The sequence below is a fragment of the Streptomyces sp. NPDC057445 genome (assembly GCF_042802855.1).
GTDB lineage: Bacteria > Actinomycetota > Actinomycetes > Streptomycetales > Streptomycetaceae > Streptomyces.
In genome coordinates, this window is record NZ_JBHVDH010000004.1 from 63,157 (window position 1) to 87,349 (window position 24,193).

A 24,193-nucleotide genomic window follows, 5' to 3' on the forward strand; every position below is an offset into this window, starting at 1 on the left:
GTTACGCGAGTGACGGAACGGGCCCTCTGTTTGTAATATCGGTCAGCCGGTTCCCCACGCGACGGCCACCCCTACTTAACTTGCCGTTCCCCCACGCGGCCTCCTTCTTCGTTCTCACCCACATTCTGGAGACACGCGTGCGCGCATCGCGCCATGGCAGACCCGTCCGCCGGGTCCGCAAGCTCATAGCGGCCGGTGCGGCCGCACTCTCCCTCGCGGCCGGCGCCTTCGCGTTCAGCGCCCAGGCGGACGACACCGACCCGCAGTTCCTGCCCCCGAAGGGCTTCAAGGTCGCCGACGCGTCACCTGCGAAGGGGACGCCCGCGCCGCGCATCATCGGCGGCACGACCACCTCGTCGAGCACCGCCCCGTACATGGTGCAGCTGCTGTACGCCTTCGACGGCGACGGCTACTACTACTTCAACTGCGGTGGCACGCTGGTCGCCCCCAACAAGGTCCTCACCGCCGCGCACTGCGTCACGGACGACGCCGGCGCACCGCTGAACTTCGCGCGGGACGGCCTGGTCCTGGCCGGTACCTCCAAGCTCGTCGGCGGCCCTTCGAACTCCGAGGGCACCGACGTCAAGGTCAGCCGCCAGTGGGTCCACCCCGGCTACAGCACCGAGACGTTCAGCAACGACATCGCGGTCCTGACGCTGAGCAAGCCGCTGCCGTACAAGCCGCTTCCGCTCGCCGGACCCGACGACCTCGCGTCGTACAAGGCCGGCACCAACGGTGTCACGCTCGGCTGGGGTCTGACCTCTTCCGACGCCGACACCGCCACCCTGGCGAGCACGCTCCAGCAGGTCGCGCTGCCGCTGCGCTCCAACCAGGAGTGCGTGGAGAACCTCAACCCGTTCTTCCAGGACAACGGCACCATGTTCTGCGCGGGTCAGCCGGGCACCGGGAACGACGCCACCGGCAAGACCACCTGCCCGGGTGACTCCGGCGGTCCCGTCCTCGTCAAGGGCAAGGTCGTCGGTGTCGTCTCGTGGGGCATCAACTCGGCGGACGGCAAGCAGCTCTGCAACGTCGCCGGTGCCTACGAGGCGTTCGCCCACGTCGCCAACCTGAAGTCGGCGGCCCAGCCGCGGATCGACGACGCGGACCTCAGCCGTGACGGCCGTGCCGACCTGTTCGCCCGCACCTCCGCCGGCGCGGACTACAGCTTCACCTCCAACGGCGCCGGTTTCGCCAACAAGGCCGCGTTCTCCGGGACGTACTCGGGCTACAACGTCGTGGCGCAGACCGACCTGAACCGTGACGGCTACGAGGACTTCGTGGCCCGTCAGACGTCGAACGGCGAGCTCCGCTGGGTCCGCCGCAGCGCCACCTCGTCCACGTACGTCTCCGGCAAGATCGCTTCGGGCTTCGGTACCTACCGCGCGATCCTTGCACCCGGTGACGTGACCGGCGACGCCAACCCCGACGTCGTGGGCGTCTCCTCTTCCGGTGCGCTCGTGGTCCTGCCGGGCAACGGCGCCGGCGGTGTCGGCACGCTCAAGGTCATCGGCTCCGGCTACCAGAAGTACAACGCGGTCCGCGGTCATGGTGACTTCAACGGCGACAGCCGCACCGACCTGATCGTCCGTAACAGCAGCAGCACCGCGCTGTACCTGGTCCCCGGCACGGGCAGCGCCTCCGCGCCGTTCGGCGCCCCGGTCCTGGTGGCCTCCTCGTGGGGTACGTACAACACCATCGTCACGCCCGGTGACGTCTCCGGCGACGGCAAGCCCGACGTGGTGACCCGCACCTCCAGCGGTGCCCTCCAGCTCCACCGCGGCAACGGCACCACCACGGGCACGCTGCGGGCGCCGGTCCAGGCCGGCACCGGCTACTCCGGCTACAACCTCTTCGGCTGATCCGCCCGGCCGGGAGTCCAGAGCTCCCGGCCGCGGCGACCGGCAGGAGATCTCGGTCACACCCACGGCCCTTGCGGTCGAACCGGCGACCGGGACGAAACAGCAGGTGAAGCAAGGGATGCGCCCACCGTGTCAGCCACGGTGGGCGCATCCCTTTTCTCACCGACTTCTCAGGCCCCTGTGCAACCCTTCAGGGCGCTCCGCCGTCTCACTTGGCGTAACAAAGCTTGACAGGTTGGACAAACCGTGCCTGAACGCGGCGGCCGGGGGCAACAGGACCTATGAGGGCTTGAGGAGATATGGCCGACGAGACCAAGGGCAGTCGAATACGTGCCACGGGCAGGCGTCGGAAGCGGCCCCCCACGGGGCGCCGCGCCGCAACGGTCGCAGCCTGGTCCGCGGCCGGTCTGGTACTGGTCGGCGGATCCGGAATCGGCTACGTGTACTTCAAGCTCAACGGCAACATCCAGGGCGTCGACATCAATGCCCAGCTCGGCACCGACCGCCCGGACGACGTCGACAACGGCTCCATGGACATCCTGGTCCTCGGCTCCGACTCCCGCTCCGGGGCGAACGGCAAGTACGGGGTCGACGAGGGGGGCGCCCGCTCCGACACCGCGATGATCGTGCACATATACGAAGGCCACAAGAAGGCCGCGGTCGTCTCCGTCCCCCGCGACACCCTCGTGGACCGGCCGCAGTGCGCCGACAGCGACGGCAAGGCGGTCGACGGCGAGAGCCGGGCCATGTTCAACACGGCGTACGAGGTCGGCGGCCCCGCCTGCGCGGTCAAGACCGTCGAGAAGATGTCCGGCATACGCATGGACCACTACATAGAGGTCGACTTCACCGGCTTCAAGAAGATCATCGACGAGCTCGGCGGGGTGCCGATCACCACCACCAAGGCGATCGACGACCGCAAGAGCCATCTCGACCTCGAGCCGGGCACCCACACCCTCGACGGCGAGCAGGCCCTCGGTCTCGTACGCACCCGCAAGGCCGTCGGCAACGGCAGCGACCTCGGCCGGATCCAGCTTCAGCAGGCCTTCATCAAGGCGCTGATCCAGCAGGTCAAGGACGTCGGGGTGTTCACCAGCCCGAAGAAGCTGTACGACCTCGCCGACAGCGCCACCAGGGCGATCACGCCCGACTCCGAACTCGACTCGGTCCAGGAGCTCATCGGCTTCGCGAACGGCCTCAAGCAGCTCGGCGCCGACGACGTCGACATGATCACGATGCCGGTCGACTACGACAAGATCGACCCCAACCGTGTGGTGCCGCTCGAGAAGCAGTCCAAGCAGGTCTGGACGGCTCTGGCGAAGGACCTGCCGGTCCCCGCCTCCGCGAAGAAGGGCACTGCCGACGGCCAGGCCGAGGGGGTCGTGAAGTAGCCGCGCGCCGCCTGCCGCACCCCGGCGGGCGGTCAGGAATACCTGAGGACCGCCCCCGGTTTTGGGAGATACGGCCGGTCCTGGCAGACTGGTACGTCGGCCCCGGTTCACGTACGCGCATCCCGCGCCTGCGACCCGGTGCCCTCCCGAAACTAGGAGACACCTTGAAGCGCGACATCCACCCCGAGTACGTCGAGACCCAGGTGAGCTGCACCTGTGGCGCGTCGTTCACCACCCGCAGCACGATCGAGAGCGGCGCCATCCGCGCCGAGGTCTGCTCCGAGTGCCACCCGTTCTACACGGGCAAGCAGAAGATCCTCGACACCGGTGGCCGTGTGGCCCGCTTCGAGGCCCGCTTCGGCAAGGCTGCCGGCTCCGCCAAGAAGTAGCGAGCCACTGCGCCGGTCTTCGGCTGCCCCTGCGCGGGGCGGCCGGGACCGGCGCTTTGCCGTCTCGCGCGGCCCCGTAGCCCAGCAGCCACCTTCGTGTACGAAACCAGGAGCCCCCGATGTTCGAGGCGGTCGAGGAACTGATCGGCGAGCACGCCGATCTCGAGAAGAAGCTCGCCGACCCTTCGGTCCACGCCGACCAGGCGAACGCGCGCAAGCTCAACAAGCGGTACGCCGAGCTCACCCCGATCGTCGGTACGTACCGCGCCTGGAAGCAGACCGGGGACGACATCGAAACGGCCCGCGAACTCGCCGCCGACGACCCGGACTTCGCCGCCGAGGTGAAGGAGCTGGAGAAGCAGCGCGAGGAGCTCACCGACAGGCTGCGGCTGCTGCTGGTCCCGCGCGACCCCAGCGACGAGAAGGACGTCATCCTGGAGATCAAGGCGGGCGCGGGCGGCGACGAGTCGGCGCTCTTCGCCGGTGACCTGCTGCGGATGTATCTGCGCTACGCCGAGCGCGTCGGCTGGAAGACCGAGATCATCGACGCCACCGAGTCCGAGCTGGGCGGCTACAAGGACGTCCAGGTCGCGGTCAAGCTCAAGGGCAACGCGACGCCGGAGCCCGGCCAGGGCGTCTGGGCGCGGCTGAAGTACGAGGGCGGTGTGCACCGTGTGCAGCGGGTGCCCGCCACCGAGTCCCAGGGCCGGATCCACACCTCCGCCGCGGGTGTCCTCGTGACCCCGGAGGCCGAGGAGGTCGACGTCGAGATCAACATGAACGATCTGCGCATCGACGTCTACCGCTCGTCGGGCCCCGGCGGCCAGTCCGTCAACACGACCGACTCCGCGGTGCGCATCACGCACCTGCCGACCGGTGTCGTCGCGTCCTGCCAGAACGAGAAGAGCCAGCTCCAGAACAAGGAGCAGGCGATGCGTATCCTGCGCTCCAGGCTGCTCGCGGCGGCCCAGGAGGCGGCGGAGCAGGAAGCGGCGGACGCGCGTCGCAGCCAGGTCCGCACGGTCGACCGCTCCGAGAAGATCCGTACGTACAACTTCCCGGAAAACCGGATCTCGGACCACCGCGTCGGCTTCAAGGCGTACAACTTGGACCAGGTGCTCGACGGGGAACTGGACGCCGTGATCCAGGCCTGCGTCGACGCCGACTCCGCCGCGAAGCTCGCCGCCGCATAAGCGGTACGAGGCGTGCAAGCCGTGTAAGACCGAACCGCCCAGCCCGGAGGACCAGCGTGCAGTCGCTCCCCGGGGGTCGACCCCCGCACCCCCGCTCCTTGCTGCTCGCCGAGGTGGCACAGGCCACCCAGCGACTGGCCGACGCAGGCGTACCCTCGCCCCGCTTCGACGCGGAGGAACTCGCCGCGTTCGTCCACGGCGTCAAGCGCGGCGAGCTGCATCTGGTCAAGGACGCGGACTTCGACGCCCGCTACTGGGAGGCCATCGCCCGCCGTGAGGCCAGGGAGCCGCTGCAGCACATCACCGGGCGGGCCTTCTTCCGCTATCTGGAGCTGCAGGTCGGTCCGGGCGTCTTCGTGCCGCGTCCCGAGACCGAGTCGGTCGTCGGCTGGGCCATAGACGCCGTACGCGCGATGGACGTCGTCGAGCCGCTGGTCGTCGATCTGTGCTCCGGCTCCGGGGCCATCGCCCTGGCCGTCGCGCAGGAGGTCCCGCGCTCCCGTGTGCACGCGGTGGAGCTGTCGGAGGACGCGATCGGCTGGACGCGCAAGAACGCAGAGGGATCCAGGGTCACCGTCCACCAGGGGGATGCGCTGGGCGCCCTCCCCGAGCTCGACGGCCAGGTCGACCTGGTCATCTCCAACCCGCCGTACATCCCGCTCACCGAGTGGGAGTACGTCGCCCCCGAGGCTCGCGACCACGACCCGCAGATGGCCCTCTTCTCCGGCGAGGACGGCCTCGACACGATCCGCGGCATCGAGCGCACCGCCCACCGGCTGCTGCGGCCCGGTGGCCTCGTCGTCGTCGAACATGCCGACACCCAGGGCGGCCAGGTCCCGTGGATCTTCAACGAGGAGGCCGGCTGGGCCGACGCGGCCGACCACCCCGACCTGAACAACCGGCCGCGGTTCGCGACCGCCCGCAAGGCCATGCCGTGAGGGCGTCGTACCGTCCCGGCACGAGTGAGCCGAAGAGGCGCGCGGTCCGCGTCCGGAGGCCGCTCGAGAGGCACAGCGAAAGGGAGACCGCGCGCAGGTCCCGAGGAACCCGGGACCGAGCACGATCGACTGTCGACGCACGCTTGAGCGCCTCGGTGGGGGTCCCCCCGGCCGAAGGCCAGGGGGAGAACCGAGTGCTCGAAAAGAAGGAGGCCCGCTGATGGCTCGGCGATACGACTGCAACGATGCGACGGATCGAACCACCGGTCTGCGCGAAGCCGCATCGGCCGTCCGCCGCGGCGAGCTGGTCGTGCTGCCCACCGACACCGTCTACGGCATCGGTGCGGACGCGTTCAGCTCGGAGGCCGTCGCCGATCTGCTGCAGGCGAAGGGGCGTGGCCGCAATATGCCCACGCCCGTCCTCATCGGCTCCCCGAACACACTGCACGGCCTGGTCACGGACTTCTCGGAGCAGGCGTGGGAGCTCGTGGACGCGTTCTGGCCGGGCGCGCTGACGCTGGTCGCCAAGCACCAGCCGTCGCTCCAGTGGGACCTCGGTGACACCCGCGGCACGGTCGCGATCCGGATGCCGCTGCACCCGGTCGCGATCGAACTGCTCACCGAGGTCGGGCCGATGGCGGTGTCGTCCGCGAACCTCACCGGGCACCCGTCGCCGGAGGACTGCGACGCCGCGCAGGACATGCTCGGTGACTCGGTCTCCGTCTACCTCGACGGCGGCCCGACGCCCGGCATCGTCCCGTCCTCGATCGTCGACGTCACCGGCAAGGTCCCGGTGCTGCTGCGTGCGGGCGCACTCGACGCGGACGAGCTCCGCAAGGTCGTACCCGACCTCGAGGTGGCCAGTTGACTGCCCCTGAGGGGCGTGGCATAGGTGCGGCCGTCACCGGCGACACGTTCAGAATCCTCCACGTCAGCACCGGCAACGTCTGCCGCTCGCCGATCACCGAGCGGCTGACCCGCCACGCCCTGAGCCACCGCCTGGGCGACCCTCCTCCCGGCTATGCCGGGGGGAGCCCCATCGGCGGGCTGATCGTGGAGAGCGCGGGCACCTGGGGCCATGAAGGCGCACCCATGGAGGCCAACGCCGAAGCGGTCCTGACCGACTTCGGCGTGGACGCGAGCGGCTTCGTGGGCCGGGAACTGCTGGACGAGCACGTCATCCGCGCCGACCTGGTGCTGACCGCGACCCGCGACCACCGTGCGCAGGTGATCTCCATGGGCCACTCCGCCGGGCTGCGCACTTTCACCCTCAAGGAGTTCACCCGCCTCGTCCGTGCCATAGACCCGGCCACGCTGCCGGACCCCCTGACCGAAGGCGTGGTCGAGCGTGCCCGCGCCCTGGTCCGGGCGGCCGCCGCGCTCCGCGGATGGCTGCTGGCGCCCAGTGCGGAGGCGGACGAGGTGTACGACCCGTACGGTGCGCCGATCACGTTCTTCCAGTCGATCGGCGACGAGATCAACCAGGCGCTGGAGCCGGTGGTCACGGCGCTGACGGGTGTGCGCTCCCGCACCTGACCGCCCGGACGGAGTCCGGTGCGGCGACCGCCGCCGCCGGGACTCCTCGGGCCTCTCGTTCGGATCTTGCCGGGCTCGTGTGCCCTGGCGCCGCGCCTCGTCGCGCCTCGCCGCGTTGTCGTCGGTCGCCGACGTCCCCCGGCCACCGCTGGGAGGTGCCCCCATCGCGTGGATTCCTTCGCCCGCCTTGCGAGTCACGCCGCCGGATCCCGCTCACCGATCCGGCCCGGTCCGGACGAAAGACCCTGGGCGAAGCGGCGCGGAGGTCACGCCGGGAAGGGGCTCAACCAGGGTGTCCGAGCCGGTGGTCACGGCGCCGAGAAGGCGCCCACGCGGCGTCGACAGCTCTCCGGGGCCCCCGCCGGTCCTGCGCGGCCCCATCAGCGCGCAGGCGGCGCGACAGCGGCCTACATTGGTCGCACGCACCCGTTTCCGAGGCCCGGAGCCCGAGATGCCGGTCAGCAGCAGCGAGGCACCCCCCGCATCGACCCTTCCCTCTGCCACGTCGCCGGACGTCGACGTCCTGCGCCGCCAGGACCCCGAGATCGCCGAGGTGGTCCTCGGCGAGATGGGCCGGCAGGCCGACAGCCTTCAGCTGATCGCCGCGGAGAACTTCACCTCACCCGCCGTCCTCGCCGCCCTCGGCTCCCAGCTCGCCAACAAGTACGCAGAGGGCTACCCCGGCGCCCGGCACCACGGCGGTTGCGAACTGGTCGACGCCGCGGAGCGGATCGCCGTCGAGCGGGCGACCGCCCTCTTCGGCGCCGAGCACGCCAATGTGCAGCCGCACTCCGGCTCGTCCGCGGTTCTCGCCGCGTACGCGGCGCTGCTGCGCCCCGGCGACACCGTCCTCGCGATGGGCCTCGCCTTCGGCGGACACCTCACCCACGGCTCCCCGGCCAACTTCTCCGGGCGCTGGTTCGAGTTCGTTTCGTACGGCGTCGACGCCGAGACCGGCCTCCTCGACTACGACCAGGTGCGCAGGCTCGCCCGCGAGGACCGTCCGAAAGCCATTGTCTGCGGCTCGATCTCGTACCCCCGCCACCCCGACTACGCCGCGTTCCGCGAGATCGCCGACGAGGTCGGCGCCTATCTCATCGCCGACGCCGCGCATCCGATGGGCCTGATCGCGGCGGGAGTGGCGCCGAGCCCCGTCCCGTACGCGGATGTCGTGTGCGCGACGACCCACAAGGTGCTCCGTGGTCCTCGCGGCGGAATGCTCCTCTGCGGCAGCCATCTGGCGGAGCGCATCGACCGCGCGGTCTTCCCTTTCACCCAGGGCGGCGCCCAGATGCACACCATCGCCGCCAAGGCCGTCGCCTTCGGCGAGGCGTCCACACCCGCCTTCGCGGCCTACGCCCGCAGGGTCGTGGCCAATGCGACGGTCCTCGCAGAAGGGCTGGCCGCAGAGGGCTTCTCGATCACCACCGGAGGCACCGACACCCACCTCATCACCGCGGACCCCGGCCCACTGGGCCTGGACGGCCGCACGGCCCGCGGCCGGCTCGCGGCCGCAGGAATGGTCCTGGACACCTGTGCGCTGCCGTACGGCGACGGACGCGGCCTGCGGCTCGGCACCGCCGCCGTCACCACCCAGGGCATGGGCGAGGCGGAGATGGCCAGGATCGCCGGACTGTTCACCGCGGCGCTGCGCGCGGAGGGCGACGACACCAGACGCGTACGCGAAGAGGTGCGCGAACTGGCCGGGAGATTTCCGCCCTATTGAGGCCGGACAGGACAGGATGCAACCGTCCGTGCCGTACGTATGTCCTCATGCATGGGGCCAACAAAGCTAGGGTGTGGGGCTGAGATGGCCAGCGAAACCTGTGGGGCAGCCCGTGCGTGATTACCTGCTGACGCTCTGTGTCACGGCCGCGGTGACCTATCTGCTCACCGGTCCGGTGCGGAAGTTCGCCATCGCGACCGGAGCGATGCCGGAGATCCGCGCCCGCGACGTGCACCGAGAGCCGACACCGCGACTCGGTGGCATCGCCATGTTCTTCGGACTGTGCGCGGGGCTGCTCGTCGCCGACCATCTGAGCAATCTCAACAGCGTCTTCGAACTCTCCAACGAGCCCCGGGCACTGCTGTCGGGCGCCGCGCTGATCTGGCTGATCGGCGTCCTGGACGACAAGTTCGAGATCGACGCACTCATCAAGCTCGGCGCGCAGATGATCGCCGCGGGCGTGATGGTCGTGCAGGGTCTGACGATCCTGTGGCTTCCGATCCCCGGCATCGGCACGGTCGCCCTCACCCAGTGGCAGGGCACTCTGCTCACCGTCGCCCTCGTGGTCATCACCATCAACGCGGTGAACTTCGTCGACGGGCTGGACGGCCTGGCGGCCGGCATGGTCTGCATCGCCACTTCCGCCTTCTTCCTGTACGCGTACCGCATCTGGTTCAGCTACGGCATCGAGGCCGCCGCCCCCGCGACCCTCTTCGCCGCCATCCTCATGGGCATGTGCCTGGGCTTCCTCCCGCACAACATGCATCCGGCGCGGATCTTCATGGGCGACTCGGGCTCGATGCTGATCGGGCTGGTGCTGGCCGCGTCCGCGATCTCGGTGACCGGCCAGGTCGACCCGGACGCCCTGAAACTCTTCGAGGGCGGCACCCGCGAGGCCACGCACGCGGCGCTGCCGGTCTTCATCCCGCTGCTGCTCCCGCTGACGATCATCGCGATCCCGGTCGCGGATCTGCTTCTGGCGATCGTCCGCCGTACCTGGAGCGGAAAGTCGCCGTTCGCGGCCGACCGCGGCCATCTCCACCACCGACTGCTCGAGATCGGGCACTCGCACAGCCGGGCCGTGCTGATCATGTACTTCTGGTCCGCGCTCATCGCTTTCGGCGTCGTGCTGTACTCGGTGCACAGCGCCTCCATGTGGATCGTCTTCGCGATCGTGGTGCTGAGCGCCGTCGGCCTGGTGCTCCTGCTGCTGCCGCGCTTCACCCCGCGCGCACCGCGCTGGGCAGAGGCCTTCGTCCCGCCGCGCTACCGGCGCCGGCGTCCGCAGCCGGTAGCGACGATGCCGCACGGCGACATGACGGACGACATGACGGACGACATGAAGGACGGCATGACCGGCGATATGCCGGAGGAGCGGGTTCCGGTGCCTGCGGGCATCAACGGAGCGACGGCGATCGGTGCCCGTTCGCGCTTCACGGACCGGCGTAAGGCAGGAACCCCGAGTTGACGGCCTGCGCGTGACGAGGTCGCATTCGCGGCCAATACCAGACAAAGCGCTCCGGTGCTATGCACACACGCGCGGGGTCACTCTCATGTGTGAGAGTTGGCACACCCCCGGGTAAAGACCTATTCAAATAGTTTGTGATACCGTTCACGAGAACCGGCGACAGAGCTGAAGGACCGCAGTGCGACGGTCCGTCGGCCGCGAGACACACCTCGAACCGGCTCTACGCTCGTCCATGACGACACCACTTGCCCCCACCACGTAAGCGGAGCTGCCGCCATGCCGTCCAACGACGTCCGCACTCTCCTCCAGTCTGCTGTGCCCACCGCTGCCGTCGGCGCGATCGCCGCCGTGATCAGTGGAGTGGTCGCCGGCGGCGAGGGAGCCATCGGCGCAGTCGTCGGCACCCTGGTGGTGCTTCTCTTCATGGGGCTCGGGCTGGTGGTGCTGCAGCGCACCGCGAAGTCCATGCCGCACCTGTTCCAGGCGATGGGGCTCCTGCTCTACACCGCTCAGCTGCTGCTGCTCTTCATGTTCATGGCCTCGTTCCGTGACACGACGCTGTTCGACCCGAAGGCCATGGCCTTCACCCTGCTCGCGGCAACCATCGTCTGGGTGTCCGCGCAGGCACGTGCCTATATGAAGGCCAAGATCCTTTATGTCGACCCCGAGTCCTCGAAGGCCGAAAGGCCCGAGAGGACGGGGTCGTCAGCATGAGGGGTAGGGCCGGGATAAATGCCCGTTCGGGTTCCTGCTATCGTCCGGTGCCAACTGCGGCACTGCGGGCGCGGGCATCCGAGCTGACGCCTGTCCCAGCGCGAGGCTCGATGCCGAACCGCCGCCCCCTTACCCGAAACACCAGTCCAGTGCCGACCCGCGGCTGCGTGCCGCGCCGACACAACGAGGTTGCCGTACCTATGCGCCACGCTGAAGGAGCCCGCGGTGAGTGCTGATCAGACGCTTGCCTTCGACGCGAGCTGCCACATCTTCACCGGGTGCGGGTTCCCAGCGCCGGGCCTGCACACGTTCGTCTACGAGCCCATCTTCACCGTGGGCAGCTTCGAGTTCAACAAGCCGATGCTGCTCGCGCTGCTGAGCTCGATCGTGGTCGTCGGGTTCTTCTGGGCCGCATTCGCCAAGCCCAGGATGGTTCCGGGCAAGCTCCAGATGGTCGGTGAGGCCGGGTACGACTTCGTCCGCCGGGGCATCGTCTACGAGATCATCGGCAAGAAGGACGGCGAGAAGTATGTGCCGTTGATGGTCTCGCTGTTCTTCTTCGTGTGGATCATGAACCTCTGGTCCATCATCCCGCTCGCCCAGTTCCCGGTCACCTCCTTGATCGCCTTCCCGGCAGGTCTGGCGCTGATCGTGTACGTGCTGTGGGTCAGCCTGACCTTCAAGAAGCACGGCTTCGTCGGCGGCTGGAAGAACATCCTGGGCTACGACAGGTCGCTCGGCGCGATTCTGCCGCTGATCATGCTCCTCGAGTTCTTCTCGAACCTGATCATCCGGCCCTTCACCCACGCGGTCCGTCTGTTCGCGAACATGTTCGCCGGTCACCTGCTGATCGTGATGTTCACCCTCGCGACCTGGTACCTGATGAACGGAATCGGCTTCGTCTACGCCGGCGCCTCGTTCGTCATGGTCATCGTGATGACCGCCTTCGAGCTCTTCATCCAGGCCGTCCAGGCGTACGTCTTCGTGCTCCTGGCCTCCAGCTACATCCAGGGCGCGCTCGCCGAGCACCACTGAGCCAGGGGCTTCGGCCCGGCCCCCTCCACACCCAGAAGACGTCCGGTGGCCAACCCCCACCGGGTCATTGAAAGAGAAGGAAGTAACGGCATGTCCGCTGCTCTCGAGATGGTCAACCTCGCCGCCGGCGCCAAGGAGAACGTCGTCGGCAACGTGGCCTCCATCGGTTACGGCCTCGCTGCGATCGGCCCCGGCGTCGGCGTCGGCATCATCTTCGGTAACGGCACCCAGGCGCTCGCCCGTCAGCCCGAGGCCGCCGGCCTGATCCGCACCAACCAGATCATGGGTTTCGCCTTCTGTGAGGCGCTCGCCCTCATCGGCATCGTCATGGGCTTCGTCTACCAGTAAGCCGGACCGACAGCCCAACCCCTTTCACGGAAGGCACTGATGTGAACGCTCTGTTCCTTGCGGCGGCGGAGGAGCCTCAGAATCCTCTTCTCCCGCATCTCGACGAGCTCGTCATCGGCCTGATCGCCTTCGTCATCGTCTTCGGCTTCCTCGCCAAGAAGCTCCTCCCGAACATCAACAAGGTTCTGGAGCAGCGTCGCGAGGCCATTGAGGGCGGCATCGAGAAGGCCGAGGCGGCCCAGATCGAGGCCCAGAGTGTCCTCGAGCAGTACAAGGCCCAGCTGGCCGAGGCCCGTCACGAGGCCGCGCGTCTGCGCCAGGAGGCGACGGAGCAGGGCGCCGCGATCATCCAGGAGATGAGGGCGGAAGGCCAGCGGCAGCGCGAGGAGATCGTCGCCGCCGGTCACGCCCAGATCGCGGCCGACCGCAAGGCTGCGGCCACGGCGCTGCGTCAGGACGTGGGCAAGCTCGCCACCGAACTGGCCGGCAAGCTGGTCGGTGAGTCCCTCGAGGACGTCGCCCGCCAGAGCCGCACGATCGACCGCTTCCTCGACGAGCTCGAGGAGCAGGCGGAGTCGACTGGGGCCGCCCGATGAACGGAGCGAGCCGCGAGGCACTGGCTGCCGCACGTGAGCGTCTCGACGCGCTGACCGACAACACGTCGGTCGACGCGGCGAAGCTCGCCGAGGAGCTGGCCGCCGTCACCGCGCTGCTCGACCGCGAGGTGTCGCTGCGTCGGGTCCTGACCGACCCGGCGCAGGCCGGTGAGGCCAAGGCCGAGCTGGCCACGCGACTGCTGAGCGGTCAGGTGGGCGGCGAGACCGTCGACCTGGTCTCCGGCATGGTCCGTTCCCGCTGGTCCCAGTCGCGTGACCTGGTGGACGGCATCGAGGAGCTGGCGGCCACCGCCGACCTCACCGCCGCCCAGCAGGCCGGTGCTCTGGACGACGTGGAGGACGAGCTGTTCCGGTTCGGCCGGATCGTCGCCTCCAGCCCCGGGCTGCGGTCCGCGCTGACCGAGCGCTCCGCGGCGGCCTCCGCCAAGACCGAGCTGCTGCGCAGCCTGCTCGAGGGCAAGGCCAACGCCGTCACCGAGCGTCTTGTGGTCCGTCTTGTGACCGTGCCCCGGGGACGTAGCCTGGAAGCGGGCCTCGACGCCCTCATCAAGCTCGCCGCGGCGCGCCGGAACAGGGTCGTCGCCGTCGTCACCACGGCGGTGCCGCTCAGTGACCGGCAGAAGCAGCGCCTCGGAGCCGTACTGTCGAAGCTGTACGGCCGCGAGATGCACCTGAACCTGGACGTGGACCCCGAGGTCCTCGGCGGTATCTCGGTGCGGATCGGCGACGAGGCCATCGACGGGACCATCGCGGAGCGCCTCGAAGAGGCCGCCCGGCGACTGGCCGGCTGACAGCCACCAATACAACAAGCATCAGCTAACGGCCCGGTTGGGCCGTGCAGAGATTGCAGAAGATTCCTGGGGGTCGCCCCCAGACCCCCAATGAAACTTCGGGCCCAACAAGGAGAGCAGGGAACTCAGATGGCGGAGCTCACGATCCGGCCGGAGGAGATCCGGGACGCGCTGGAGAACTTTGTCCAGTCGTACAAGCCGGACGCGGCCTCGCGCGAGGAGGTCGGTACGGTCAGCATGGCCGGCGATGGCATCGCGAGGGTCGAGGGTCTTCCCTCGGCCATGGCGAACGAGCTGCTGAGGTTCGAGGACGGGACCCTGGGTCTCGCCCTCAACCTCGAGGAGCGCGAGATCGGCGCGATCGTCCTCGGCGAGTTCAGCGGTATCGAGGAGGGGCAGCCGGTGCAGCGCACCGGGGAGGTCCTCTCCGTCGGTGTCGGTGAGGGCTACCTGGGTCGCGTCGTCGACCCGCTCGGCAACCCGATCGACGGCCTCGGCGAGATCGCGACCGAGGGCCGCCGTGCCCTCGAGCTGCAGGCCCCGGGCGTCATGGCGCGTAAGTCGGTGCACGAGCCGATGCAGACCGGCTACAAGGCCGTCGACGCGATGGTGCCGATCGGCCGTGGCCAGCGTCAGCTGATCATCGGTGACCGTCAGACCGGCAAGACCGCCCTCGCCGTCGACACGATCATCAACCAGCGCGACAACTGGCGCTCGGGCGACGTGAACAAGCAGGTCCGCTGCATCTATGTCGCCATCGGCCAGAAGGGCTCCACCATCGCGTCCGTGCGCGGCGCGCTGGAGGAGGCCGGTGCGCTCGAGTACACGACGATCGTTGCCGCCCCGGCGTCCGACCCGGCCGGCTTCAAGTACCTGGCGCCGTACACCGGTTCGGCCATCGGCCAGCACTGGATGTACGACGGCAAGCACGTCCTGATCATCTTCGACGACCTGTCGAAGCAGGCCGACGCCTACCGCGCCGTGTCGCTGCTGCTGCGCCGCCCGCCGGGCCGTGAGGCCTACCCGGGTGACGTCTTCTACCTGCACTCGCGTCTGCTGGAGCGCTGCGCCAAGCTGTCCGACGACATGGGCGCCGGTTCGATGACGGGCCTCCCGATCGTCGAGACCAAGGCCAACGACGTGTCGGCGTTCATCCCGACCAACGTCATCTCCATCACCGACGGCCAGTGCTTCCTGGAGTCCGACCTGTTCAACGCCGGCCAGCGTCCGGCCCTGAACGTCGGTATCTCGGTCTCCCGTGTCGGTGGTTCCGCCCAGCACAAGGCCATGAAGCAGGTCTCCGGCCGTCTGCGCGTGGACCTCGCCCAGTACCGCGAGCTGGAGGCGTTCGCCGCCTTCGGTTCCGACCTGGACGCGGCCTCCAAGGCGCAGATGGAACGCGGCAAGCGCATGGTCGAGCTGCTGAAGCAGGGCCAGTACCAGCCGATGCCGGTCGAGGAGCAGGTCATCTCCGTCTGGGCCGGTACCACCGGCAAGATGGACGACGTCCCGGTCAACGACATCCGTCGCTTCGAGACCGAGCTGCTCGAGTACCTGCGCCGTGAGCGCAAGGACCTGCTGACCAGCATCGCCGAGGGCGGCAAGATGTCGGACGACACCCTTCAGTCCGTCGCTGACGCGATCGCCGGCTTCAAGCAGCAGTTCGAGACCTCGGACGGCAAGCTTCTGGGCGAAGACGCGCCGGTCAGCGCCACCAAGTGACGACGGAAGGGACCTGACTCATGGGAGCCCAGCTCCGGGTCTACAAGCGTCGCATCAAATCCGTCACCGCGACCAAGAAGATCACCAAGGCGATGGAGATGATCGCCGCCTCGCGCATCGTCAAGGCGCAGCGCCAGGTGGCGGCGTCGACGCCGTACGCGACTGAGCTCACCCGCGCGGTGACCGCGGTGGCGACCGGGTCGAACACCAAGCACGCCCTGACCACCGAGGCGGACAACCCGTCCCGGGCCGCGATCCTGCTCATCACGAGCGACCGTGGTCTGGCCGGCGGCTACTCCGCGAACGCCATCAAGGCAGCGGAGCAGCTCACCGAGCGTCTGCGCGGCGAGGGCAAGGAGGTCGACGCGTACATCGTCGGCCGCAAGGGTGTGGCGTACTACGGCTTCCGTGAGCGCAAGGTCACGGAGTCGTGGACCGGCTTCACCGACAACCCGACGTACGCGGACGCCAAGGCTGTCGCCGGTCCGCTGATCGAGGCGATCGAGAAGGACACGGCCGAGGGCGGGGTGGACGAGCTCCACATCGTCTTCACCGAGTTCATCTCGATGCTGACGCAGACTCCCGTGCAGAGCCGGCTGCTGCCGCTCAGCCTGGAGGCGGCTGCCGAGGACTCCGAGGCGAAGGGCGAGATCCTTCCGCTGTTCGACTTCGAGCCGTCGGCCGAGGACGTCCTCGACGCCCTGCTGCCGCGCTACGTCGAAAGCCGGATCTACAACGCGCTGCTGCAGGCGGCTGCTTCCAAGCACGCCGCCACCCGCCGCGCGATGAAGTCGGCGACCGATAACGCCGGGGAGCTCATCAAGAGCCTCTCCCGGCTTGCCAACGCGGCCCGCCAGGCCGAAATCACCCAGGAAATCAGCGAGATCGTCGGTGGCGCGAGCGCCCTGGCCGACGCGACCGCGGGGAGTGACAAGTAATGACGACCACTGTTGAGACGGCCGCCGCCACGGGCCGCGTCGCCCGGGTCATCGGCCCGGTCGTCGACGTGGAGTTCCCCGTCGACGCGATGCCCGACATCTACAACGCGCTGACCGTCGAGGTTGCCGACCCGGCTGAGGACGGCAAGAAGAAGACGCTGACTCTCGAGGTCGCACAGCACCTCGGTGACGGCGTGGTCCGCGCCATCTCCATGCAGCCCACCGACGGTCTGGTCCGCCAGGCCCCGGTGACCAACACGGGCGACGGCATCACCGTCCCGGTCGGCGACTTCACCAAGGGCAAGGTGTTCAACACTCTCGGTGAGGTGCTGAACAAGCCGGAGGAGAACGCCAACATCGGCGAGCGCTGGGCGATCCACCGCAAGGCGCCGTCCTTCGACCAGCTCGAGTCCAAGACCGAGATGTTCGAGACCGGCGTCAAGGTCATCGACCTTCTCACCCCGTACGTCAAGGGTGGAAAGATCGGTCTGTTCGGTGGTGCCGGTGTCGGCAAGACCGTTCTGATCCAGGAGATGATCTACCGCGTCGCCAACAACCACGACGGTGTGTCGGTGTTCGCGGGCGTCGGTGAGCGTACCCGTGAGGGCAACGACCTCATCGACGAGATGAGCGAGTCCGGCGTCATCGACAAGACCGCGCTGGTCTTCGGTCAGATGGACGAGCCGCCGGGCACCCGTCTTCGTGTCGCCCTGGCCGGTCTGACCATGGCGGAGTACTTCCGCGATGTGCAGAAGCAGGACGTGCTCTTCTTCATCGACAACATCTTCCGGTACACCCAGGCCGGCTCCGAGGTGTCCACCCTGCTCGGCCGTATGCCGTCCGCGGTGGGTTACCAGCCGAACCTGGCCGACGAGATGGGTCTGCTGCAGGAGCGCATCACCTCGACGCGTGGTCACTCGATCACCTCGATGCAGGCGATCTACGTCCCCGCGGACGACCTGACCGACCCGGCCCCGGCCACCACCTTCGCCCACCTCGACGCGACGACGGTTCTCTCCCGTCCGATCTCCGAGAAGGGCATCTACCCGGCCGTGGACCCGCTGGACTCCACGTCCCGGATCCTGGACCCGCGCTACATCGCGCAGGACCACTACGACTGCGCCACGCGCGTCAAGGGAATCCTGCAGAAGTACAAGGACCTCCAGGACATCATCGCGATTCTCGGTATCGACGAGCTGGGCGAGGAGGACAAGCTGGTTGTCCACCGTGCCCGTCGCGTGGAGCGCTTCCTGTCGCAGAACACCCACGTCGCCAAGCAGTTCACCGGCGTGGACGGTTCGGACGTGCCGCTCGAGGAGTCGATCGCCGCGTTCAACGCGATCTGCGACGGTGAGTACGACCACTTCCCCGAGCAGGCGTTCTTCATGTGCGGTGGCATCGAGGACCTCAAGGCCAACGCCAAGGAGCTCGGCGTCTCCTGAGTCCCGTGACTCATGAAGGGGGGCGGGTTCCGTCCCGCCTCCCTTCGTACGCCCATTCCGGGGGGTGACCCCCGGACCCCCGGCCGGGAGGCATGGGGGTGAGCCCCGGCGCTTCGGCGTCCGGAGCGCGCTGCATGTTTCCGGGGGGTGACCCCCGGACCCCCGGCCGGGAGGCATGGGGGTGAGCCCCGGCGCTTCGGCGTCCGGAGCGCTATTAGACTTATGAGCCAACACCCGGCAGAACCGCCGGGTGGTGACCCGAGGAGCCACCCTTGGCTGCTGAGCTGCACGTCGAGCTGGTCGCCGCCGACCGCCAGGTCTGGTCCGGCGAGGCCGTCCTGGTCGTCGCGCGCACCACGTCCGGCGACATCGGCGTCATGCCCGGTCACCAGCCGCTGCTCGGTGTGCTGGAGTCGGGCCCTGTGACCATCCGTACGAGCGAGGGAACGGTCGTTGCCGCTGTGCACGGCGGCTTCATCTCGTACGCCGACAACAAGCTGTCGCTGCTGGCGGAAATCGCCGAGCTGGCGGACGAGATCGACCAGCAGCGCGCCGAGCGTGCGCTGGAGCGTGCGAAGTCCGACGACGACGCCGCCGCCGAGCGGCGCGCCGACGTCCGACTGCGTGCGCTGGCGGTGCGCTGAGCGCACCCCGCCCATGGACCACCCTCAGCCGCGGCCCCGGCTGGACTTCACCAGACCGGGTCGCGGCTGAGGCGATGCAGGTGCAGGTGCAGGTGCAGGTGCAGGTGCAGGTTGTATTCCGCTACGGGACGAAGCGAGGAGGTCGGTGGAGATGTTCCTCGCTCTGCTTGTGAGCGGCCTGGTCGTCGCACTGGTGGTGATCGGACTCTTCGTCTTCGGCTTGCGCCGCAGACTGATCCAGCGCTCGGGCGGCACTTTCGACTGCAGCCTGCGCTGGAACGTACCGGAGAAGGACGATCACTCCGGCAAGGGGTGGGTGTACGGGGTCGCCCGTTACAGCGGTGACCGGATCGAGTGGTTCCGTGTCTTCTCGTACGCCCTGCGCCCCCGCCGTGTGCTGGAGCGCGCGGCGATCGAGGTGCTGGCGCGGCGGCTGCCGGAGGGCGAGGAGGAGCTGGCGCTGCTCTCCGACTCGGTCATCCTCGGCTGTCTCCACCGGGGCACCCGTCTGGAGCTGGCCATGAGCGAGGACGCGCTCACAGGCTTCCTCGCCTGGCTGGAGGCCGCGCCTCCCGGGCAGCGTGTGAACGTCGCGTGAGGGGCGACGGCACAGCCGGCATCTCCGTGGTGGGGCCGGGGGAGTGCCATGTCTGGTCCGCGGAGGCCCACTGGGTGCCCGAGCTGCTCGACGTGCTCGACGCGGACGAACGCCGGCGCTGCGCGCAGTTCCGCCGCGAGGAACCCAGGGCGCTCTATCTGACCGCTCATGTCCTGGCCCGCCGGGTCGTCGCCGCACAGCTGTCCGTCGATCCGCGCGACGTGGTCGTCGTACCCGTGTGCAAGCACTGTCACGGGGCGCAGGACGGACCGCACGGCAAACCGACCCTGCCGGGCACCTCACTGGAGCTTTCGCTGTCCCATTCGGGGGGCCATGTGATGGTCGCGCTGACGACCGCCGGGCCGGTCGGCGTGGACATCGAGGAGGTCGTCGTGCGCGCCGACCTACCGCTCAGCGTGCTCTCGAGGACCGAGCTGGCCGAGCTGGACCGGTTCCCTGCTTCGGAGCGGGCCGGTGCCTTCACCCGCTACTGGGCCCGCAAGGAGGCCGTCCTCAAGGCCACCGGCGACGGACTGATGGCCGACCCCGCCACCCTGACCGTGAGCGCGCCGGGCGCGCCCGCCCGGCTGCTGGAATGGCGGGAACGCCCCGAGCCGCACCTTCCGGTGCGGCTCGAGGATCTTGACACGGGTGAGGGCTACCGGGCGGCGGTCGCCGTCGTGGGGGACGGCGACCGCGTCCGGGTGGTGCGGCATGCGGACGTACGGGTCGACTGAGACCCGCGACCGCTATCCGAGGCCGCTGTTGATGGCGCTGACCAGCTCACCGTTCGCCGTGTCACCGGAGAACTCCCAGAAGAACGCGCCTCCCAGGCTCTGGTTCTTCGCCCAGCTCATCTTTCCGTTGATCGTCGACGGGGTGTCGTAGCTCCACCAGTTCGAGCCGCAGTGGGCGTACGCCGTCCCCGCGACCGTGCCGTTCGCCGGGCACGAGTTCTTCAGGACCTTGTAGTCCTCGATGCCCTGCTCGTACGTGCCGGGGGCCGCCCCGGTCGCCGTACCGCCGGGTGCCGACTGGGTCACGCCCGTCCAGCCGCGCCCGTAGAAGCCGATTCCGAGCAGCAGCTTGGCGGACGGCACGCCCTTCGCCTTGAGCTTCGCGATGGCGTCGGCGGAGTTGAAGCCCGCCTGCGGGATTCCGGCGTACGAGGTGAGCGGTGAGTGCGGGGCCGTCGGGCCCTGCGCCGCCCAGGCGCCGAAGAAGTCGTACGTCATCACGTTGAACCAGTTGGCGTGCTGCGACGCGCCCGCGTAGTCCGCGGCGTCGATCTTGCCGCCGCTGCTGGCGTCCGCCGTGATGGCGGCGGTGACCAGATTGTTCGTACCGAACCTCGCGCGCATGGCCTGCATCATGTTCTTGAACGCTGCCGGGCCGCTGGTGTCGCAGGACAGTCCACAGGCGTTCGGGTACTCCCAGTCCAGGTCGATGCCGTCGAAGACGTCCGCCCAGCGCGGGTCCTCGACCAGCTGGTAGCAGGAGTCCGCGAAGGCGGCGGGGTTCGCCGCGGCCTGCGGGAAGCCGCCGGACCAGGTCCAGCCGCCGAAGGACCAGAGCACCTTGATGTGCGGGTACGCCTTCTTCAGCTTGCGCAGCTGGTTGAAGTTGCCGCGCAGCGGCTGGTCCCACGTGTCCGCGACGCCGTCGACGGACTGGTCCGCGGTGTAGGCCTTGTCGTAGTCGGCGTAGGCGTCGCCGATGGTGCAGCGGCCGCCCTGGACGTTGCCGAAGGCGTAGTTGATGTGGGTGATCTTCGACGCCGAGCCGGAGGTCACCAGGTTCTTCACGTGGTAGTTGCGCCCGTAGACGCCCCACTCGGTGAAGTAGCCCAGCTTGACCTTGCCGCCGGGCTGCGGGTCGGGGCCGCCGCCGGTGGTGCGGACGGCGCGGGCGCCGCCGGCCGGGCCGGTCTGGTCGGCGGTGTCACGGGCCTGGACCGTGTACGAGTAGTCCGTGCCGGCGGTCAGACCGGTGTTGGTGTACGTGAGGCCGGTGACCGTGGCGATCTTCGTGCCGTCGCGGAGGACGTCGTAGTTCTTGATGCCCTTGTCGTCGGTGGCCGCGGTCCAGCTCAGCGTCACCGAGGTGTCGCTGATGTTGCTCGCGGACGGGGTGCCGGGGGCGGAGGGCGGGTTGTCGCCGGGGACGGTTCCTCCGTCGCAGGAGCCACCGTTGATCTTGCAGTTGGACGGGGATCCCGGCCCCGCGCCGTTGAAGCCGAACGAGACGGACGCCCCGGGGGCGAGGGTGCCGTTCCAGCTCTTGTTGCGGGCGGTCCAGTGGGTGCCGGAGCTGGTCACGTCGGCGTCCCAGGCCGAGGTGACGGACGTACCGGAGGGGAAGTCCCACTCGACGGACCACGAGGCGATCGAGGTGGTGCCGGTGTTCTTCACCGTCCACTTGCCCTCGAACCCGGACCCCCAGTCCTGGACCTTGGCGTAGGTGGCGGTGGCGGATGTGGCGGCCTCGGCGGGTGTGGCGAGGCCGACCATCGCGGCGAGGGGCAGCAGCAGGGCAGTGAGCCCCGCCGTCGCTCTCGATCTGAATCTGCTTCTGGTGGGGGGCGTACTCGTGCTCAAGGGATGCTCCTCGAGTTGCGGACGGACAAAGCGGGGTCGGTCCGTGCAGAGCACTCCGCGGGGCTCGCCGCGCAGTGCCGTGCGGCGAGAGTAGGAAGGTCTGGACCAATCGTCAATAGGTCCAGACCAAAGTCGGAGGTCGTGGCGTGCCAGGGCCGCTCAGATGCCCAACTCCTGGGCCAGTACGGCTGCTTGAACTCGGCTGCGCAGCTCCAGCTTCCCCAGCAAGCGGCTCACATGGGTCTTCACCGTGGCCTCCGCCATCCTCAGCCGCACAGCGATCTCGGCGTTCGACAGCCCCTCGCCGAGACAGGAGAGCACCTCGCGCTCACGCCGCGTCAATGCCTCGAGCACCGAACGGTCCGGCGCGTCCGGCGACGGCGCCGTGGGTGACGCGAACTCCGCGATCAGCCGCCGGGTCACAGCGGGAGCGATCAGTCCCTCGCCGCGCCCCACCGCCCGTACCGCCTCGATCAGACCCTTGGCGTCGGTGTTCTTCAGCAGAAAGCCCGCGGCCCCGGCGCGCAGCGCCCCGAAGACGTACTCGTCGAGATCGAAGGTCGTCAGTACGAGGACGTCGGCGAGGCCCTCGCCGACCACCTGCCGGGTCGCCGACACCCCGTCCAGCTTCGGCATCTGCACATCCATCACCACCAGATCCGGTCGCAGCTCCCGGGCGAGGCGCACCGCCTCCTCACCGTCCCCGGCCTCACCGACCACATCGATGTCCGTGGCACTGCCCAGGATGAGGACCAGCCCCGCCCGCACGGCGCTCTGGTCCTCCGCGACCACCACCCGGATCAGGCTGCTCATGCCGTCGGCTCCTTGTCCTTCTCCATGGGCAGTACCGCCCGCACCCGCCATACCTTCGCCGCTCCGCCCGGCGGCCCTTCGACCGGACCGGCCCCGAAGTCCCCGCCCAGCAGGGCCACCCGCTCCTGCATCCCCACCAGACCGGCGCCGGAACCGGGAGCACGCGGCCCCGGGCTGCTGCCGAACGGACTGTCCACCGTCACGGTCAGCGCATCCCCCGGCGCCCCCACGAGGCGCACAGAGACCTCGCCCGGAGCCGCGTGCTTCAGCGCGTTCGTCAGCGACTCCTGCACGATCCGGTACGCCGCAAGCTCCACCGGCGCGGGCAGGGACTCGTCCTGATCCCGCGCGTCGTCCAGCACGAAGCTGAGCCCGCTCGCCTGGCCGTTCCTCCGGGCCTGGGCGAGCAGTGACTCCAGCCCGGCAAGAGTGGGCGCGGCAGCCGGCTCCGTGTCGTCGCTGCTGTCCCTGAGCAGTCCGATCAGCCGGCGCATCTCCGAGAGTCCCGCCACGCTGTTCTCCCGGATGACCGTGAGCGCCTGCCGGGTGGTGGCCGGCTCGTCCAGGGAGAGCGCGGCGGTGGAGTGGATGGCGATCGCCGAGAGGTGGTTGGCGACCATGTCGTGCAGCTCCCGGGCCATCCGGGCGCGCTCCGCGACCACCGCCTGCGCACGGTCCATCTCCGCGAGCAGTGCGGTCTGCTCGGCGCGAAGCCGTGCCGCGTCGGCGGCCTCGCGATGGTTGCGGACGATCGCCCCGGTCGTGGCGGGGGCGAACGAGACCAGTCCGATGATGATGCCGAGCAGCAGCCCTGCCGGATTGCGGAACCAGGCCAGGAAGCCGATCGTCGCGGCGACCGTGACCAGGAACGTGGTGACCGGGACCCGGCGCGCGGTCGCGGGCGGTCCGTAGATCACGGCGGCGTACACGAGGTCCGTGAACATCACGATCGTGACCAGGTTGCCCTGGGTGAACTGGTCCGCCACGACCGCGATCGTGCCGATCACGAGCCCGGTCCTGGGCATGGTCCTGCGGTTCAGCTCCAGCAGCGCCATCACCGCCAGCGGCACCAGCGTCACCCAGGAGGGCAGCAGATCCCGCTCCGGGGTGACGTTCAGGTCCAGCGACCACAGCAGCAGCCCACCGGTCAGCCCGGTGGCCGCGATCGCGGCGTCGAGACGGTGCGGACGGGGGAGCGGGGGCGGTGGCATGGACTCATCTCAGCACGTCGGGCGGCGTGCGCGCTGTCCGCGCAGCCGGATCGTGCTCTCCAGCCTAGGAACGCCGCACGGGCCCGTCCTCCGCCCGCCGGACGAACGACGACACGGTCCCGGTACACCGAAGTGTGCAGTCCGGTTTCCTTCGGCCCGCCGACGTTTTCACCGCTTCCGGCCAAGAGCATGGAGAAGTGCCGAGTGCCCGAGGGAAGGA

At 69.1% G+C, this 24,193-nt stretch carries 23 protein-coding genes; 20 read left to right on the top strand and 3 right to left on the bottom strand.

What is annotated here, in order from left to right:
• The first annotated feature begins 137 nt into the window (after nt 1-137).
• The 20 genes from ACFU5O_RS11535 (at nt 138) to ACFU5O_RS11630 (ending at nt 20,089) form a co-directional block, all read left to right on the top strand.
• On the top strand, nt 138-1,862 hold the full coding sequence (locus ACFU5O_RS11535) for a trypsin-like serine protease (RefSeq protein ID WP_384239057.1): 1,725 nt from the start codon (nt 138-140) through the stop codon (nt 1,860-1,862).
• A gap of 299 nt (nt 1,863-2,161) precedes the next feature.
• Nucleotides 2,162-3,253 carry an LCP family protein gene (locus ACFU5O_RS11540; protein ID WP_384239059.1) on the top strand — a complete coding sequence of 364 codons (1,092 nt, stop codon included), beginning with the start codon at nt 2,162-2,164 and terminating at the stop codon, nt 3,251-3,253.
• A 164-nt stretch (nt 3,254-3,417) separates the two neighbouring features.
• Nucleotides 3,418-3,642 carry a 50S ribosomal protein L31 gene (gene rpmE / locus ACFU5O_RS11545; RefSeq protein ID WP_338672974.1) on the top strand — a complete coding sequence of 75 codons (225 nt, stop codon included), beginning with the start codon at nt 3,418-3,420 and terminating at the stop codon, nt 3,640-3,642.
• Between the two features lie 119 nt (nt 3,643-3,761).
• Nucleotides 3,762-4,835, top strand: coding sequence for a peptide chain release factor 1 (gene prfA, locus ACFU5O_RS11550; RefSeq protein WP_384239062.1), 1,074 nt, complete (start codon nt 3,762-3,764; stop codon nt 4,833-4,835).
• Between the two features lie 56 nt (nt 4,836-4,891).
• Nucleotides 4,892-5,773 carry a peptide chain release factor N(5)-glutamine methyltransferase gene (gene prmC, locus ACFU5O_RS11555; protein WP_384239064.1) on the top strand — a complete coding sequence of 294 codons (882 nt, stop codon included), beginning with the start codon at nt 4,892-4,894 and terminating at the stop codon, nt 5,771-5,773.
• 220 nt (nt 5,774-5,993) lie between these two features.
• Nucleotides 5,994-6,641 carry an L-threonylcarbamoyladenylate synthase gene (locus ACFU5O_RS11560; protein WP_384239066.1) on the top strand — a complete coding sequence of 216 codons (648 nt, stop codon included), beginning with the start codon at nt 5,994-5,996 and terminating at the stop codon, nt 6,639-6,641.
• On the top strand, nt 6,638-7,309 hold the full coding sequence (locus ACFU5O_RS11565) for a protein-tyrosine-phosphatase (RefSeq protein WP_384239068.1): 672 nt from the start codon (nt 6,638-6,640) through the stop codon (nt 7,307-7,309). The genes ACFU5O_RS11560 and ACFU5O_RS11565 overlap by 4 nt, the downstream gene beginning before the upstream one ends.
• Before the next feature lie 451 nt (nt 7,310-7,760).
• A complete protein-coding gene (gene glyA, locus ACFU5O_RS11570) occupies nt 7,761-9,035 on the top strand; it encodes a serine hydroxymethyltransferase (RefSeq protein ID WP_384239070.1) in 1,275 nt (424 codons plus the stop codon).
• Between the two features lie 112 nt (nt 9,036-9,147).
• Entirely contained in the window at nt 9,148-10,503 is a 1,356-nt protein-coding gene (locus ACFU5O_RS11575) for an MraY family glycosyltransferase (protein ID WP_384239072.1), read from the top strand.
• A gap of 276 nt (nt 10,504-10,779) precedes the next feature.
• The gene (locus tag ACFU5O_RS11580) at nt 10,780-11,217 is read left to right on the top strand and encodes a hypothetical protein (protein WP_384239074.1); all 438 of its coding nucleotides are present in this window, start codon (nt 10,780-10,782) and stop codon (nt 11,215-11,217) included.
• A 225-nt stretch (nt 11,218-11,442) separates the two neighbouring features.
• A complete protein-coding gene (atpB, locus tag ACFU5O_RS11585; RefSeq protein ID WP_384239076.1) occupies nt 11,443-12,252 on the top strand; it encodes a F0F1 ATP synthase subunit A in 810 nt (269 codons plus the stop codon).
• A gap of 90 nt (nt 12,253-12,342) precedes the next feature.
• Nucleotides 12,343-12,600 (top strand): ATP synthase F0 subunit C, encoded by a 258-nt coding sequence (atpE, locus tag ACFU5O_RS11590; RefSeq protein ID WP_384239078.1) that lies wholly within the window; start codon nt 12,343-12,345, stop codon nt 12,598-12,600.
• Nucleotides 12,601-12,641: 41 nt separating this feature from the next.
• Entirely contained in the window at nt 12,642-13,196 is a 555-nt protein-coding gene (locus tag ACFU5O_RS11595; protein WP_384239081.1) for a F0F1 ATP synthase subunit B, read from the top strand.
• Nucleotides 13,193-14,008 carry a F0F1 ATP synthase subunit delta gene (locus ACFU5O_RS11600; protein ID WP_384239083.1) on the top strand — a complete coding sequence of 272 codons (816 nt, stop codon included), beginning with the start codon at nt 13,193-13,195 and terminating at the stop codon, nt 14,006-14,008. Before ACFU5O_RS11595 ends, ACFU5O_RS11600 begins: the two co-directional genes overlap by 4 nt.
• A gap of 129 nt (nt 14,009-14,137) precedes the next feature.
• The gene (atpA, locus tag ACFU5O_RS11605) at nt 14,138-15,730 is read left to right on the top strand and encodes a F0F1 ATP synthase subunit alpha (RefSeq protein ID WP_384239085.1); all 1,593 of its coding nucleotides are present in this window, start codon (nt 14,138-14,140) and stop codon (nt 15,728-15,730) included.
• 20 nt (nt 15,731-15,750) lie between these two features.
• Nucleotides 15,751-16,668, top strand: a complete 918-nt coding sequence (locus ACFU5O_RS11610; protein ID WP_384239087.1) for a F0F1 ATP synthase subunit gamma — start codon at nt 15,751-15,753, stop codon at nt 16,666-16,668.
• Nucleotides 16,668-18,110, top strand: a complete 1,443-nt coding sequence (atpD, locus tag ACFU5O_RS11615) for a F0F1 ATP synthase subunit beta (RefSeq protein WP_384239089.1) — start codon at nt 16,668-16,670, stop codon at nt 18,108-18,110. The genes ACFU5O_RS11610 and atpD overlap by 1 nt, the downstream gene beginning before the upstream one ends.
• A gap of 272 nt (nt 18,111-18,382) precedes the next feature.
• Nucleotides 18,383-18,754, top strand: coding sequence for a F0F1 ATP synthase subunit epsilon (locus ACFU5O_RS11620; RefSeq protein ID WP_384239090.1), 372 nt, complete (start codon nt 18,383-18,385; stop codon nt 18,752-18,754).
• 151 nt (nt 18,755-18,905) lie between these two features.
• Nucleotides 18,906-19,352: a DUF2550 domain-containing protein gene (locus ACFU5O_RS11625; RefSeq protein WP_384239092.1), complete on the top strand. Its 447-nt coding sequence runs from the start codon at nt 18,906-18,908 to the stop codon at nt 19,350-19,352.
• Nucleotides 19,349-20,089 carry a 4'-phosphopantetheinyl transferase family protein gene (locus ACFU5O_RS11630; protein ID WP_384239094.1) on the top strand — a complete coding sequence of 247 codons (741 nt, stop codon included), beginning with the start codon at nt 19,349-19,351 and terminating at the stop codon, nt 20,087-20,089. The genes ACFU5O_RS11625 and ACFU5O_RS11630 overlap by 4 nt, the downstream gene beginning before the upstream one ends.
• Nucleotides 20,090-20,101: 12 nt before the next feature.
• Here ACFU5O_RS11630 and ACFU5O_RS11635 read toward each other — a convergent pair whose 3' ends face one another.
• From ACFU5O_RS11635 to ACFU5O_RS11645, 3 genes are all read right to left on the bottom strand, one after another.
• Complete coding sequence (locus ACFU5O_RS11635) at nt 20,102-21,949, bottom strand: glycosyl hydrolase family 18 protein (RefSeq protein WP_384239096.1); 1,848 nt, start codon at nt 21,947-21,949, stop codon at nt 20,102-20,104.
• A 159-nt stretch (nt 21,950-22,108) separates the two neighbouring features.
• Nucleotides 22,109-22,762 carry a response regulator gene (locus ACFU5O_RS11640; RefSeq protein ID WP_384239098.1) on the bottom strand — a complete coding sequence of 218 codons (654 nt, stop codon included), beginning with the start codon at nt 22,760-22,762 and terminating at the stop codon, nt 22,109-22,111.
• Complete coding sequence (locus ACFU5O_RS11645; protein ID WP_384239100.1) at nt 22,759-23,973, bottom strand: sensor histidine kinase; 1,215 nt, start codon at nt 23,971-23,973, stop codon at nt 22,759-22,761. Before ACFU5O_RS11645 ends, ACFU5O_RS11640 begins: the two co-directional genes overlap by 4 nt.
• Between the last annotated feature and the right edge of the window lie 220 nt (nt 23,974-24,193).

What these genes read in the sequence shown, in the direction of transcription:
- ACFU5O_RS11540 (WP_384239059.1), top strand. Translation starts at nt 2,162, where the DNA reads ATGGCCGACGAGACCAAGGGCAGTCGAATACGTGCCACGGGCAGGCGT.
- prfA (WP_384239062.1), top strand. Translation starts at nt 3,762, where the DNA reads ATGTTCGAGGCGGTCGAGGAACTGATCGGCGAGCACGCCGATCTCGAG.
- ACFU5O_RS11560 (WP_384239066.1), top strand. Translation starts at nt 5,994, where the DNA reads ATGGCTCGGCGATACGACTGCAACGATGCGACGGATCGAACCACCGGT.
- glyA (WP_384239070.1), top strand. Translation starts at nt 7,761, where the DNA reads ATGCCGGTCAGCAGCAGCGAGGCACCCCCCGCATCGACCCTTCCCTCT.
- ACFU5O_RS11580 (WP_384239074.1), top strand. Translation starts at nt 10,780, where the DNA reads ATGCCGTCCAACGACGTCCGCACTCTCCTCCAGTCTGCTGTGCCCACC.
- atpE (WP_384239078.1), top strand. Translation starts at nt 12,343, where the DNA reads ATGTCCGCTGCTCTCGAGATGGTCAACCTCGCCGCCGGCGCCAAGGAG.
- ACFU5O_RS11600 (WP_384239083.1), top strand. Translation starts at nt 13,193, where the DNA reads ATGAACGGAGCGAGCCGCGAGGCACTGGCTGCCGCACGTGAGCGTCTC.
- atpA (WP_384239085.1), top strand. Translation starts at nt 14,138, where the DNA reads ATGGCGGAGCTCACGATCCGGCCGGAGGAGATCCGGGACGCGCTGGAG.
- ACFU5O_RS11610 (WP_384239087.1), top strand. Translation starts at nt 15,751, where the DNA reads ATGGGAGCCCAGCTCCGGGTCTACAAGCGTCGCATCAAATCCGTCACC.
- atpD (WP_384239089.1), top strand. Translation starts at nt 16,668, where the DNA reads ATGACGACCACTGTTGAGACGGCCGCCGCCACGGGCCGCGTCGCCCGG.
- ACFU5O_RS11625 (WP_384239092.1), top strand. Translation starts at nt 18,906, where the DNA reads ATGTTCCTCGCTCTGCTTGTGAGCGGCCTGGTCGTCGCACTGGTGGTG.
- ACFU5O_RS11640 (WP_384239098.1), bottom strand. Translation starts at nt 22,762, where the DNA reads ATGAGCAGCCTGATCCGGGTGGTGGTCGCGGAGGACCAGAGCGCCGTG.
- ACFU5O_RS11645 (WP_384239100.1), bottom strand. Translation starts at nt 23,973, where the DNA reads ATGCCACCGCCCCCGCTCCCCCGTCCGCACCGTCTCGACGCCGCGATC.